9 protein-coding genes are annotated in these 12,896 nt (G+C 52.9%); 1 reads left to right on the forward strand and 8 read right to left on the reverse strand.

Going from position 1 to position 12,896, the window contains the following annotated elements; translation table 11 throughout:
• Positions 1-78: 78 nt before the first annotated feature.
• Together NYE33_RS35535 and NYE33_RS35540 are read right to left on the reverse strand one after the other, a co-directional pair.
• On the reverse strand, positions 79-2,163 hold the full coding sequence (locus tag NYE33_RS35535) for a class I SAM-dependent methyltransferase (RefSeq protein WP_341069980.1): 2,085 nt from the start codon (positions 2,161-2,163) through the stop codon (positions 79-81).
• 177 nt (positions 2,164-2,340) lie between these two features.
• The gene (locus NYE33_RS35540; RefSeq protein ID WP_341069982.1) at positions 2,341-3,183 is read right to left on the reverse strand and encodes an NAD-dependent epimerase/dehydratase family protein; all 843 of its coding nucleotides are present in this window, start codon (positions 3,181-3,183) and stop codon (positions 2,341-2,343) included.
• 117 nt (positions 3,184-3,300) lie between these two features.
• Here NYE33_RS35540 and NYE33_RS35545 point away from each other — a divergent pair, with 117 nt between their 5' ends.
• Positions 3,301-4,134 (forward strand): helix-turn-helix transcriptional regulator, encoded by an 834-nt coding sequence (locus NYE33_RS35545; protein WP_341069985.1) that lies wholly within the window; start codon positions 3,301-3,303, stop codon positions 4,132-4,134.
• A gap of 89 nt (positions 4,135-4,223) precedes the next feature.
• Here the strand turns inward: NYE33_RS35545 and NYE33_RS35550 are convergent, their stop codons facing one another.
• From NYE33_RS35550 to NYE33_RS35575, 6 genes are all read right to left on the reverse strand, one after another.
• Positions 4,224-6,158: a cellulase family glycosylhydrolase gene (locus NYE33_RS35550; RefSeq protein ID WP_341069988.1), complete on the reverse strand. Its 1,935-nt coding sequence runs from the start codon at positions 6,156-6,158 to the stop codon at positions 4,224-4,226.
• Between the two features lie 102 nt (positions 6,159-6,260).
• Positions 6,261-7,271, reverse strand: coding sequence for a carbohydrate ABC transporter permease (locus NYE33_RS35555; RefSeq protein WP_076247225.1), 1,011 nt, complete (start codon positions 7,269-7,271; stop codon positions 6,261-6,263).
• A gap of 24 nt (positions 7,272-7,295) precedes the next feature.
• Complete coding sequence (locus tag NYE33_RS35560) at positions 7,296-8,195, reverse strand: carbohydrate ABC transporter permease (protein WP_042133775.1); 900 nt, start codon at positions 8,193-8,195, stop codon at positions 7,296-7,298.
• On the reverse strand, positions 8,192-10,771 hold the full coding sequence (locus tag NYE33_RS35565; RefSeq protein ID WP_341069991.1) for a DUF5696 domain-containing protein: 2,580 nt from the start codon (positions 10,769-10,771) through the stop codon (positions 8,192-8,194). Before NYE33_RS35565 ends, NYE33_RS35560 begins: the two co-directional genes overlap by 4 nt.
• Before the next feature lie 14 nt (positions 10,772-10,785).
• Positions 10,786-11,406, reverse strand: a complete 621-nt coding sequence (locus tag NYE33_RS35570; RefSeq protein ID WP_042133771.1) for a YIP1 family protein — start codon at positions 11,404-11,406, stop codon at positions 10,786-10,788.
• Positions 11,387-12,895: an NHL repeat-containing protein gene (locus NYE33_RS35575; RefSeq protein WP_341069994.1), complete on the reverse strand. Its 1,509-nt coding sequence runs from the start codon at positions 12,893-12,895 to the stop codon at positions 11,387-11,389. Before NYE33_RS35575 ends, NYE33_RS35570 begins: the two co-directional genes overlap by 20 nt.
• Position 12,896 lies beyond the last annotated feature (1 nt).

Below are 12,896 nucleotides of genomic sequence, written 5' to 3' on the forward strand. Positions count from 1 at the left end.
TTTATCGAAAAAGGGCATTACCAGCGCCGGACACGGCTGTGGTAATGCCCCTTTTATGTTCCACTCAAGCGCCCGGCTTCAGCCCGCCTTACGGATTACAATGAAGCAGGTGCTGTCCGGCAGTGCGGCCGCCTGCCCGCTCTCATCCATCACCACGACCCGATCCTGCAGCGCCTCCGTATACCCTTCCTGCAGGTAATGGCGGAAGACTTCGATCTTCGCCTGATCACCAAGCGTCTGCTCAATGAACGCGGCATATTGCGCCGGTGTAAAGTATCCGAACTGCTCCTGTACCTCATGTATATAGGCTTCCTCGCCCCAGGTATACGTGTACAGAAACTCCATCGCATCATTCACCGGCATGAGGACCTCCCGGAAGCCAAGCTGCTCATACCGGATACTCCGGCCGGCAAAATCCTTCGCATACCGCTCCAGCCACGCCATTCCGTCATCCTCCAGGAACCGCACTCTCCGCTGCTGATCCTCCGGCTCACTCATAATACCGTCGCGGATAATAATGACTCCGCCGTCCGCCAGCACCCCGAAAGCGCTGGTTAACGCAGCAGCAACCGTCCCGTGATTGAACTTCTTCCCGTCCAGCGGGACATAGGAATACAGCTCATGCAGGATGGAGGAGAAAATCACTGTGTCGACCGTCCCCGCCTCCACGTAATCCTTCAGGTTCAGCGCATCGCCCTGGAGCACCTCCCAGCGGTGGTCTTCCCGCTGCTTGCGCTGCCGCAACGCTTCAATGACATTGCTGGAGATATCGATACCCACCGGAATCACGTCCGGCATCCGCTGCTCGATCAGATCCAGCAGCACCCCGCCGCCCGGCCCGATGTCCAGCACCTTGCGGCCGGTGACGTAATCCAGAATAACCGCCTTATAATCTGCCGTATCATTCATCTGGCTTAAATACGTATCCTCGTTATGGAAGCGGTCGAACGCATCCCGGCGCAGATCGAACAGATCGAACAGCAGCAGCACCGCCCGTTCATACAGCGCCGACTTCTCGGCCTCTATGCAGAATTCAATCAGCTTCTCAGCCGCCGGGGAGAATTCGAAGTTGAAGAACAGCGTGTCGGGCAAATGCTCCTTCCGCAGCAGCCGGTGCAACAGATGCGGATTGCCAGAGGGCTGCTCCCCGCTGTAGATCTCAGTCCAGTCCAGCTCAGACAAGTATTTCTCAATGATCCGTTTCTTGTACACGTTGATCTTCTTGCTGCCCTTGTAGTCATAATAAATGCTGTTCATCACCGCTTCGAAGCTGATATGGTTCAGAGCGGACAAATCACTGCTAGCGGAGAGGCTTACTACTTTGAGGAACTGCTCCAGCGAGAAGGTCTGCAGTGCTGATTCCACATACCAGAAGGTGACAGGCTGCAGCGGCTCCAGTACAGCAGGATTGAAGCCCTCCTGCACAAGACCGCTCCACTCCGTCTCATAATCCTCGCCCTGCGCGATAGACCCGGAGCGCATTCTCCGCAGACGCTCCTTCATGGGGACTTCATCATGCAGATTCCCTGAGGAGATTACGACAATCAGCTCCATCACCTGAGGGCGAACCTCCTGCCACAGCTCCGGGGCTACGGCAGAGATAATGCAGTGATTCAGGGCGAACAGCAGCCGCTCCAGCTCATCTGCAGTCAGCAGCCCCTGCTCCACCAGTCCGGATAACGGAAGATTGACCGAAGGCGGAACCTCGCCGCGGATCTGCTGCCCGATCAGCCCGTGGGTTTCGATCAGCCGGTGCACGATCAGCCGCTTATCCGCAGAGGCAGCGTCCTCCCGGTCATCCTCTGCATAACGCAAGTACAGCTGTGCCGAACCGATATTATGCACAAATATATTAATGCCTTCTTCCTGCCAGCTCCTGCGCTGCCGGATCGTACCGCCCTTGGCAGTCTCCGACCAGATCAGCGTCTCTTCAGCCAATTCCCTGATCCAGTAGGATAGCGGCAGACTGTCCAGTACGCGCAGGCTGCGCTCTACGTAATCCAGCACCGGACTCTGCTGCTCCAGTTCCCCCAGCGACTCTACCCGTTCGAGGTTCACAATCGTCTGCTCGGCCTGAACGATATATTCCAGCCACAGACAGCCTTCACCGGGGAGCCTTCCTTCTTCGCGGTATGTTTCAATAGCCTGCAATGATTTCAGCATTTGCCTGCCTCCCTATGTAATAACGATCTCTATACAATAGCCCTGCTGGCTGCGGTTGAATCAGAAATACACTGTTCATATAACAAACCGCAAGCTTCTGAAGAGAAGCCTGCGGTCAAGAAAATTCATTACTATTGTATATTGTATACCAGATTGCCGGGAGAAGATAAATCCAATTTAAAGTGCACCTGCATCCCTAGCCGTATAGAATGACGGGAAAATCGGGCGGTAATGTAATTCGTCTCTGATCCGGGTGGTATCAATGACACCCTCCCATGGATTGAATTCCTGCTGCTGCGCTTCCGGGGAGGTTTCAAAATGATGCAGCTTCTGCAGCTCCGCAATGGAGATCGGTGCGTCGTCGCCGACGTTGTAGATCCGGCCATCTATCCCGTCTGCGGAAGCTGCGAGCAGCAGGGCCTGACCTACATCGGCATGGTGCGCCATATGCATTCTTTTCGCCGGATTCCAATTGCCTGCGAGCGGCAGAAATTCCGTGATATGCGGGTCCCGCTCACCGTAGACAAAAGGCAGCCTTACAATGCGCAGGCCTAATCCCTGATCATGATGAAGCTGCAGCAGCGCTGCCTCAGCCTTGGCTTTGGACTGCGGATAAGCAAACGCAGGCTTCAGCTCGTCATCCTCCTGACTGGGTCCCGCGTTACTTCCGGAGCCGTAGACATTATTGGTGCTCGCAAAAACAAACCTTGGCACCCCCGCCTCCAGCACTGCCTTGGCCAGAGCGATGCTGCCATCGAAATTGGATACCCAGGTGGTATTCTCGTCTACCCCGCGGAACTGAGCTGCCAGATGAAATACAACATCAATCCCCCTTAGAGCCTCCACATATCGGTCCGGCTGCAGAAGCTCGCCTTCTACAATCTCAGCCCCCAGCTGCTTAAGCCCCTCTGCCTTGGCAGCATCCCTAATCAACAGCTTAACGTGATGACCGCGCTGCAGCAGACGCGGAACGAAACGGCTGCCTACTTTACCGGTGGCTCCAGTTACAAATATGTTCATAGTTCAAATCCTCCTAAGTTTATAGATGCTATACTGGCAGTATAATAGAATGTGTAACTGGCATCCTTCCTGCGTTTATCGTAGGACTGTCAGTGTCAGGATAAGGAGGAGTTCAACATGGAAGAGATTTCTTCCAGGATGCCGTTAGGAGAATTTCTGCGTTCGCGCCGGGAACGTCTGACTCTTGAAGAAGCCGGGTTAGTGTCTTATGGAAGGCGGCGGACTCCGGGGCTCCGCAGGGAAGAAGTGGCCCAGCTTGCCCATATCGGAACATCATGGTACACCTCTCTGGAGCAAGGCAGAAGCATCAACCCTTCAGAGGATGTACTGAATAACATAGCAGAGGCGCTGCGGCTGACCGAAGATGAACGCCACCATCTTCATCTTCTTGCCAGACCGGTGCAGCAGCAGGCAGTAGTAGATCAGCAACTGAACACAGGCCTGGAACGGATGATTAAGGCCCTGGAGCCTAATCCGGCCTTCGTAATCGGGAGATGCTGGGATTTGCTGTTATGGAATCAGGCAGCGGAGCTGGTTTTCGGCTTTCCTTCATTCTCAGAGGGTGAGCAGGAGCGTCCCAATTGGATGAGACTGTTATTGACGGGCGGGAAACGAAGAATGAATCCAGAGGACTGGGAGAGTAAAGCAGAAGTCATCGTTGCACGCTTTCGTGCGGATTACGCACATTTTCCTAATGACCCGAGGTTCAAGGAGCTTATCGGGGAATTTATGCAGAGCAGCCCGCTGTTCCGCGAGAAATGGCCGCTGCATGATGTTCAGGTTGTAACGGACTGCCACAAACAGTGGAATGCGCCAGGCATCGGGGAGCTGGAGTTCGAACATATGACCCTACAGCCCCAGGGCCATCCGGATCTGAAGCTGATGATTTATACAGCTACTGCCGAAACAGCTGCGCGTCTGCAAAGTCAAATGAACACCAGCGAACATTAATCATGCATTTATGGGTTCAAAAATAACAGCAGCAAACGAGGACATGCTTCTCCCGTCCATGGTTGCTGCTGTTTCGTTATCCGCTAAGCCTATCTTCTACCCGCTCTCCGCCAGTACATGGCCGCTGCCGATACAACGATCAGCGCCGATACAGCGAGCAGGATCATCAAGGTTTTGCTGCTGCCTTGGCTGGCTTCCTCTGGCTGGACAGCTTCAGCAGAATTCTCCACTGAATTTGCTGCTGCAGTATCTGTTGATGCCGGTTCAGCGGATTCCGCCAGCACCTCTATAGCCTGCCCGTCCGCTTCTTCCGCAGCCAGCGCTGCCGCCTTTTCTGCATCCTCTACAGAGACACCAACGATTTGACTGCCGGTCTTGGTAATCGTATACGGGATAACTGCACCGCTGCGGAAATGCATCTTCAGCTGCACTTCCCCATCCTTCACTTCTTTCCAGAATTCATCCGTGAATTTGATTTCTCCGGTGGTATAGTCCGGATAGAAGGATTTGTAATACTCCTTGAAGGGAGTCCAGTCATTCGGTCCGGCAGTACCGCCAGCCGTATAGACAGCCTCCAGCGTTGCCAGGCTGTCCCCGTTGAACCAGACCGGAATCGTGTATATCCCCTCCGGAGCCTGCGCACTGATCAAGCTCGGCGTGTCGTAATAGATAAGATTCATTCTCCAGTCAGCACCCGCACTGAATCTGGCAGTCAACACTGCATTAATTCCGTACTTCTGCGTAATAAGCTTCTGAAGCAGCGCGGATTTGAGGATAAGGTTATCTCCCTCAAGCTCATAATCCGTTCCCTTGACTAACGCCTGTTCCTGATTAAGCAGCGCCGTGAACGTGTTGCCGTTCAAATTCAGGGGAATGGCGGTATCCTTGATTTCCGCATCCTTTAGAATATAGACCGAATCCGTCTCCGCATTGGAGGAACGGCCTTTCCAGCCCTGCTTCATCACCTGATGAAGCTCCTCGTCTACCCACTTGAACGTGCGCCGGTCGAAATGCTGCCCGTTGTCCCATAACATCAGCGGCATTTTTTTCTCATAGGCATAGTAGGTAACATATTCAAAAAACTTCAGAATCTCACCATGCTGGACCGTACTCAGCGATTTATCGAACCCGAGCAGGCCGAATTCCCCGACGATTACGGGAATGCCTTTGGCCGTGAAGGTCTCATAAGCCCGGTCAAACGCCTGAATCAGATCCTCCCTGGCCGTGGTATCGAACGTGGTCGAGCCCCCAAGGTTCACACTGAACGCATAATAACCATAGTAATGGAACGTTGCTATCAGTCTATCATCATTTAATTTCTTGATGGTTGCGGCTAATGCATCCAGTCTGGCCTGGGTAGGGGCAGCAGTGAGCGTAGAAAGTACCAGCGGCCGCTGCTTGTTGTTCCCTCCGGAATGCCGGACAATAGTATGAAAGGACACATTCAGTTCATCCAGCATAGTAAAATATTCCGGACTGTCCTTACTCCAGTCGTCGGAGAAACGCGGCTCATTCAGACTCTCGAACATCAGGCTGTCCGGATAATTCTTGAAATGCCCGGCAATCTGCGTCCAGGCGGCATTGAATCTGGCCAGCACCTCATCATGCTCCGCTGCCATGTTCATCACCCAGTTACTGTCATGATGAAGATTAATAATCACATGAAGGTTCGCAGCCAGCGACCAGTCAACAACCTCCTGAATCCGGGCCATGAAGTCCTGCCGGATTGCATAATCAGGAGCATCGCCCATCCTGTGCTTCCAGGTAACCGGGATACGGATGCTCTTATAGCCCTCCTCCGCAAGCTGCCCGATGAAGGCCTGGGTCACGGCCGGGTTCCCCCATGAAGTTTCGTCCCCGGAGGCCTCGAAGGTATTCCCCAGGTTCCAGCCCGGTCCGAGCGATTCTACATAAGCCTGCAGGGCACTCTTCTTCTCTTGGGATTCCGCCTGCGCAGGAACTGCCGTCACCATGACAGCCAGCAGCAGTATACAGGTAATGAAGAATGAGCGTTTCAGCTTCATCTCAGGCTCCCTTCCTAATCACTTCTAAAATATACGAGCTCATTCAACTGCTGCTTAATTCGTCCTGTTCCCTCAAGACTGGAAGCTCCTCCTTCGTCTGGATCAGCCGATAATTCCGCTGCGTTCCACACTCTCTACGAAGTAACGCTGCACCACCATATACAAGGTAATCAGCGGAAGAATCGCCAGCAGGATGCCGGTATCGATAATCATCGCTACATGATTGGGGTCTGCCTTGACACCCGATCCCCCGCCTACCCCCAGCAGTCCCGGCAGCAGGGCATTGGCCTGCGCGGCCAGCGAGCTGACCTTCGTAGGCATAAGTGCAATTTCACTCATGAACAGCGAGGTGAAGAAGGTATCGTTATACTGCCAGACGAAGCAGAACAGGATCACCGTAATCATCGGCGAGACCGCATTGGGCAGCATGATCCGCAGGAATGTCTTCACTCCCCCTGCACCGTCAATCAGCGCCGCTTCCTCAATCTCCTTCGGCATCCCCTTGAAGAACTGGCGGAAAATATAAATGAACAACCCCGCCTTAAGTCCGATGGCTGTCGCGGATGTAATCATTGAAGGCCAATACGTATTCAGCAGATTTATGCCGCTTTTCCCAGTAATCAAATGAATAATCCCCATAATGTCAAAGCTTCTGAAATGCAGGTACATCGGCACCATCAGCGTGCTGGTAGGGACAAGCAGGGTCAGAATGACTAGCGCGAACAGGATGTTGCTTCCCGGAAAGCTGAACCGGGCGAAGCCGTAACCGGCCAAAGCGCAGGAAGCCGTGGTCAGCACCGTAGTCACTACGACGAAGAGCAGCGTATTCCCCAGCAGCGGGAAGTAGTCCAGAATCTGCATCGCCATTCTGATGTTATCCATAGTGTAGTGGACCGGAATCATATAAATCGTCGGATTGTAGATATCCGCTTTATCCTTGAAGGCGATGGAGAACTTCATAAGCAGCGGGTAAATAATGATGAAGGAGATCCCGATGACCAGCGCATAGCGGAACAGTGCGTATAGAAGATCCACTGCTTTGCCTTTTAGCTTATGGACTCTATGGTGATTCGCCTCCCTATGAGCAGGCTGAACAGATTGAGGAGCTTGCATAGCCATATCCTCCTTTGCGATTCATCAATTGTAATGCACTCTTTTGGACAGTACGTATCCTACAATAATCAGGACGATGCTAATAATCAGCGTATAGATCCACGACATGGCCGCACTGAGACCAAAGTTCTGGGTGGTGAACGCGGTGGTGAAGATCATTTGCGTTACTTTGCTGCCCGTGAAGGAATCAATAATGGTGTAGATCACATTGGTCAGGATAAGCGGGCTTACCAGCGGGAAGGTGATTTTCCAAAAGGATTCATAAGCGGTCGCCCCTTCAATCTTCGCTACCTCGTACATCGCCCCCGGCACAGACTGCAGCGCGGCCAGGAAGATTAGAATCTGTACACCCGAGCTCGTAATAATCTCATAAATCCGCAGGATGGCATCCACAATGTAATCCACGAACGACAGCGGCAACCCGATATCACTCAGAATCATCACCATCGCCATGACGTTGTACTGCGAGCCGGATTGACCGAGTTCATTCACAGCCGTGGCATCCCCCACCAGATTGATCAGTCCGGAAGCTTCTGCCGCCGATATAGCATTCGAAGCCAGAATAACCGGCAGGAAGAATATCGCACGGGCCAGAACTCTCCCCCGGAATTTCTGATTCAGCAGCGTTGCCGAGAACAGGCTGAAGAACAGGATCATCGGAACGTTAAGCACCATATCCCTGACGGATTCGGTGAGTACGCGGTTGAAGGTGGCATCTACAAACAACGCATTGTTGAAATTAGACCAGCCCACCCAGTCCAGTGTGAACCCGGTCGGATCGACATTTAATTTGCTGAAGCTGAATTTGATGGACTGAATGAGCGGAGCCGCGAACATGAATACGAATCCAAGCAGCCACGGCGTAATAAAGGCGATTCCCAGCCAAGAGCGCTTGTGATTTAAGCTGAGCTTGCTCCCCCTCATGACTGCCCACCTTCTATCCCATATTGTCCGGCTCCGACAGTGAAGCCGTGTACGGAGACTGGCATGTCTGTGTAATTTACATAGATTGAAATCCCGTTGCTGTACTGCACCTCCACAACACCCTCCTGATGACGTATGTGATTCACAATCTGCGCGTTCTGTACCGGAGAGAGCACTTTACTGACTTCCTTGTACAGCGAAACCGCCTGACCGTACCAATCCTGATAACTTGTGGCATACATGTCGTCAAAATGAGTGTATTTCAGCTTGGAGGACGGCTCATACGACCAGGAGAAATGCGGCGCAGCCCCAAGCTCAATAGAGCGGAGCAGCTGCACCTTGAGATCCTGCTCATCGTTCAGATTCACCGGCGTCCCCGTATAGCTGATGTAACCATGGACAACCATTTCATAGAACGGGATTTCTTCATCCGTCAGCACGAAGCCGCTGGAGGCGGTCGGTACATTGATCAGATGATCCGAGTAAGGCCATGCATACGCATTGCCTCCGGCGACCATCGTCTGGCCGATGCTCTGATCCAGCTTGCCCAGCTGCTCTTCTACAATTTGTTTGGCCGTCTCCCGCTGAATGACCCGGCTGACCCGGAAATCCGAGCTGAGCACACTGCCGAGATCCCGCAGGGATACGCCGTTGAACCCATAAGCTTTATACTTGCTCATGAATGTGTCTACATAATAGGGCAGCTTGGCCGGGGACAACAGATAGTAGCTTCCTAGCGTCATATCCATCCGGTTCAAGGCCCGGTTGTACGGATAGAGCTCCGCTTCTTCCCGGGTCACGAACCGCGAGGCATCGGAGGAAGGCGTGAAGCCGCCATCATCGTGATAAATCTTCTGGAAGGCCACATCCGGGAATAACACACCTCCCGCCTGTTCCAGCTTCTCTGATAATTCTAGAAGCTCCTTTTTACTGCCCAGCACACTTTCCGTCTTCAGCTTATCCGGTGAAGCGTGATTCACCCCTTTGGCAGACCAGCCGGTATAGCGCATAAGCAGCCGGTCAACGCCATCCTGCTTCAGTTGTTCAGCAATCTGTGCCGCCTGTCCGAAGGTGGTCATGGCAATCTCGGACCGGTAAGGGACGCCGAGGAACGACTTCTGCTTGTCGACTGCCCCCAGCATATCGAGATAGAAGGGGACATCCTGTCCGGTCTCCAGAGGCTGCAGCACCTGCTCCGCCGCCAGCTTATTCCGGTACAGCTCAGCCATTCCTGAATAATTGGCTTTATCTTTACCGAGGAAGCTGTAGCGGACCTCAATATCGCCTTTGTAAATCTCTTCATTTAACAGCTGGATTTCCTGAATGGTAGAACCCGTATACAGCTCAAGCTCATCCTCCCCCCGCAGGGTGTAGCTGCTGTGGATGAAGTTGTAGGAGTTCTTCTTGCCGCTGATATCTGCGGCAATGCTGGCTATGGCATCGCCTTTCTCGATCACGGCAAACCATGCGGCATCCTCTGTTTTCAGGCCAAAGACCGGCATTCTGGCACTCTCGCTGACCTGCCCGCGTCTATAGCTGTTATCATTCGGGTCCGGGCCGTATACACGCTGTACATACTGCTCTTCCTTCACTTTTCCGTTATTCAGATAGATCAGGCTGCCGGAGCCGTCCGGAACGAACATGTAGCCGTCGCTCTGCTGATCCGCTGCTCCGAACATATTCAGCAGCTCCAGGCTGCGGATCTGATATTCACCGCTCTCCTTGACCTGGTTCACAGGAATAGTTACTACCAGCGACCCTGCATCCAGCCGGTATTCCAGCGGAATGATGAAGTTCGGCTTGCTTGCTCCGGAGCCGCCCTCCACTCCGTTCTCCTCATTATCGAAGGCCAGATCTTCCGCAGAATAACCGGATTTGTTGAAGGCCGCAGTCATTTTGCTCAGCACCAGCGGCTTCGAGACCTGGGCATCAATGCGTTCCAGAACTTCCGGGTCACCTTCTTTCGGATAATAACGCTGCCCTACATACTTGGCGCTGGACGCATCCAGATTAGCCTGGACCTTCTCTTCCATTCTTGTCTTGCTGATGAACTTGGGCAGCGCATCAATCCCGATCGATGTATCTCCAATCGTATATACAATCCGCAGCCCGTTCTTGATGCTCTCAGCAGTGAATTGTTTGCTGCTGATACTCTGGGCGAAGTTCGTATAGGATTCAAGCGTCCCTATAGAGTCGCGGAACAGTACGTTCAGCTGCGAGGACAGCAGCTCCTTCTCGAATCCCGAAGCCAGGGTATCCTGCCCGCGGCCCGCCGGATTGCTGTACCAGATCTGGCCTTGGCGTTTATCCTTCACGGCAATTTCCGTTGTCTCAGGATTGAAGTATAAGGACAGCTCAGATTCATCTGCTGCAAGCTGCATGCCCGGTATACCCCCGGACGAATACGGCAGTGCGGTGAACCCGGTTCCGGCCTCCAGCTCATCTGTTACTTCCATATAGGCCGAGGCTTCCACCGCCTTCACTCCGCGTGAGGAGAAGAATACGGCAGAACCGGCAAGAATAAGCATGACTGCGGCACAGGCGAGCACCGCGACCAGCATTTTACGATTTTTCACAGGTGCGGCCTCCTTTACGTACGGAAAATTAATTCCCGGTAAATGTTAACGAAGAATTCTATAATCTGCTGAAGCATGCTTAATACGAGCGTCCCCAGAAACACGACAATTCCCATGACAATAACCGTGAGCAGCATCGTGACTATGGTTTTTAGCACGGTATATTGATGAACGGTCATAATGCCGACGAATAATAACGCGACGAACCATATGGAGGATATCGTCATCATCAGATAATAGAAGGCTGTTTCTTCCTCCGCCATAAACCGGCTGGCCAGGATCATCGGCACATAAATGATTACAATCGGAACTAGCGCATAGGCTGTAGCCATCATAATTTCTTTGAATTTGCCTTCCCCGTCCATGAGTGTGGTGATCGCCCAGTTGGAGAGGCACCACAGGAAGAAGGGAAATATAATCGTGAACAATTGCGTGATGCTGTTCAGATGCCGGGGGTCGTTATAATTCACCAGGAAACCCGCAAACTGATCCTTCAGGATCATCGAAATCACGACCAGCAGCAGAATCGTCAACGCGACCCGGACCTTCCCTTTGCCTTCGTACTTCATATCCCAAAAGCTGTCAAACGGATGCACAATGAGGTGCAGCGGGAATTTAATGAAATCCTGCCTCATGGGCGTTCCCCTCCTTAAGGTTTGGCGAAGCCTGCCTGGATGCGGTTAACCGCCGCTTCCTTCTCCAGAAGCTGAAGAGCTTATAAGACAGCCAAGCCAGCACCAGGATCATTACCGCTGTCAGGAAGGTTCCGAAATGCTCCTGCATGACTTCTCTCCGGTACCGTTTGAAGGCTACCGAATACCCGTTGCGGTCCATTCCGAGCTTGAAATATTTAAGTGCCTCTTTGTTTTTTTTGTCCATCAGCAAGGACTTGCCAATGCCGATATAAGCGATATCGTAGTTCGAGTTCAGCTTCAGGACTTCCCTCCATACCGGCACAGCGAGCGTATCTTCACCATTGTAGTGATACCCCACCGCTTCATTGACGCTTGTGCCGAACCGGGTCGGCCTGAACACGACAATGTTGCCTTTCCCCCGGTCCAGTACGAGCTGGTTCCCCTGGGAGAACTCTACCGCTGCCGGTATTTTGAAGGTCCCGGTCTGGTTGCCTTTGCCTCCGTAGACATAGAGAAGATCACCTTCATCGTTATACGTGAACACCTTGCCCTGATTGGCATCAAGCGCACTGTACATCCCGTTCGCCAGCACTTTAATATCTGTGAACTTGGACGGTCCATCCGCCCTCCGGTACCGGATATCGCCTTTAATGTCGAAATATCCGAACCGCTTCAGTACATCCTCCCCGGAGGGATTCAGCCGTTTGATCGGCTCCTGCGAGCCCGGATCAATATTCGTCGCATAGAGGAAACCTTTGGCATCCACATCAACATTGGAGAATTCTGTAGGCACAAACAGCGCCATCTGCGCTTTCTGCGCTTTGGTTGAGACCAGCCGCCACAGATATTCGGTATAGTCACGCTGTACCTTGTTCGTGCCGACGTAGCCGATGAATTCACCGTTCTTATCAAACTGCATGATCCCTTCGAAGATCCCTTTAGCGATGACATAGACACGTTCAGCCTGATCTACAGTCACTTTCACGGGTATAAACTTGAAGTCCGCCGGCAAAATATCAGACGCCGGCTTCTCCACCATGCCGAGCAGCTCCCCTTCCGGGGACAGGATCACCACACGCCCGTTATCCGTATCGGCAACATACAAATTGCCGTCTTCAGTAATGTACAATCCGGACGGATTCTTGAATGTATCCTCCGTGCCCAGATTATCGAATCCGGTAATGACCTTAACGACCTTCCAGTCCGGGTCCAGGCAAATAATCCGCCCGTTCCCGCTGTCGGCTATATAGATCAGTCCGCTTGCCGCCACGGCCATGTCGCCGGGTTCCCGGAAATCGCCTACCCCAAGATCCTTGCCGGTCAGGATACGCTCAGGGATATACGCCGCAGGAGCGGGCACCGCTTCTTCCCAATAGTTATAGTTGTAGCTCTCATAAGGCGCAGAATCTGCATGCGCCGGAGCGGGAGCTGCATACACAATCAGCAGGGATGCCGCCATAAGTGACAGCAGCCATTTTTTTGCGATCAAC

It is taken from the genome of Paenibacillus sp. FSL R10-2199 (assembly GCF_038000235.1).
GTDB lineage: Bacteria > Bacillota > Bacilli > Paenibacillales > Paenibacillaceae > Paenibacillus_AQ > Paenibacillus_AQ phytohabitans.

Coding starts and splice junctions, on each gene's coding strand:
- NYE33_RS35570 (WP_042133771.1), bottom strand. CDS start 11,406: ATGAGGCAGGATTTCATTAAATTCCCGCTGCACCTCATTGTGCATCCG.
- NYE33_RS35555 (WP_076247225.1), bottom strand. CDS start 7,271: ATGCAAGCTCCTCAATCTGTTCAGCCTGCTCATAGGGAGGCGAATCAC.
- NYE33_RS35550 (WP_341069988.1), bottom strand. CDS start 6,158: ATGAAGCTGAAACGCTCATTCTTCATTACCTGTATACTGCTGCTGGCT.
- NYE33_RS35535 (WP_341069980.1), bottom strand. CDS start 2,163: ATGCTGAAATCATTGCAGGCTATTGAAACATACCGCGAAGAAGGAAGG.
- NYE33_RS35540 (WP_341069982.1), bottom strand. CDS start 3,183: ATGAACATATTTGTAACTGGAGCCACCGGTAAAGTAGGCAGCCGTTTC.
- NYE33_RS35545 (WP_341069985.1), top strand. CDS start 3,301: ATGGAAGAGATTTCTTCCAGGATGCCGTTAGGAGAATTTCTGCGTTCG.
- NYE33_RS35560 (WP_042133775.1), bottom strand. CDS start 8,195: ATGAGGGGGAGCAAGCTCAGCTTAAATCACAAGCGCTCTTGGCTGGGA.